The sequence below is a fragment of the Lacticaseibacillus jixiensis genome (assembly GCF_042847315.1).
Classification (GTDB): Bacteria; Bacillota; Bacilli; order Lactobacillales; family Lactobacillaceae; genus Lacticaseibacillus; species Lacticaseibacillus jixiensis.
Genome location: NZ_BAAFPR010000096.1, coordinates 1 through 1,040 on the forward strand (window position 1 = coordinate 1; position 1,040 = coordinate 1,040).

Annotated in this window: 1 protein-coding gene; it reads right to left on the reverse strand. The window is 53.1% G+C overall.

From position 1 onward, the window contains the following. Positions 1 to 988, reverse strand: a 988-nt coding sequence (locus ACGG90_RS15635) for an IS30 family transposase (protein WP_449273604.1), incomplete at its 3' end; no start/stop codon positions are given. Positions 989 to 1,040 lie beyond the last annotated feature (52 nt).

The following is a 1,040-nucleotide window of genomic DNA, read 5'->3' on the forward strand; positions in this document are numbered from 1 at the left end:
TGAGTTGGCGACGAGGGAGGCGGTTGAGCCGATCTTGAGTTTCGGCGACAGCTTGTGGGCTGACAGCGTCTAGGGATTCACCTTTGGGAAAGTCTCGCCGAACCATCTTATTGTGGACCTCGTTGGTGCCGCGCTCGCTGGAACGGTATGGATGCGCATAGTACACGGTGGCCACGCCATCGAGCACCGAGTCTAGGTCGGCAAACTCAGAGCCATTGTCGGCAGTAATTGTTTTAATGACGTCGCCGTACTCCGCAACGATACCGCGCATGGCGTAGTTTACGGAGTCGGCGTCGCGGCCATCAATCAGACGCATGAACTGGAAACGGGACTTGCGTTCGATGAACGTCATAATGACGCTCTCTTGACCATCACGCTTACCCACCACTGTATCTAACTCGAAGTGGCCGAACTCACGGCGACTATCCACACGTTTGGGGCGCTCATCGATACTGCGTCCAGTAAGCAGGCGTTTATGCTTGGTGTTGGCCTTGTGCTTGATGTGGTGGCTGGTCTTCTCCAGCAGATCAATATTCTTGATCTCCAGGAGCTGAGCATCAATGTAGCTGTACAGCGTCGCCGTGCAAACCATCTCCTCGGGTCGATAGAGCTTCTTTTCCTTGGCTCGGCCAACCACGGCGTCTGGGGACCAGCCGTCTTGTTTGAAGTGTTCTGTGAAGTGAGCGATGAAGTCAGCGGCTTGGACGAGCTTGAGAGGTCTGTGGCATCGCCGCCGGTTCTCTTCGTAGCGAAGCTGGGCTGTCTCAGCGCTGTATTCAGTGCGATACACACGCTTGCCATTGACCTTCTGAACCTGATCGATCTGGCCTCGGTTTAGCTCGTTGGCGACGGTTTGCCGGCAGATACCAAGTATGCGTGCAATTTCTCGATTTGACTTCTCCTCTCCATGAAGTGCAGCGATTTTTCCACGTTCGAAAGCAGTCAGATGGTGACCTTTGGTGTGAGACATGATATTCTGTTCTTGCATCAAGACGATACCTCTTTCATTAATTGTGTAGGAACTTTAATGATAACAGGTC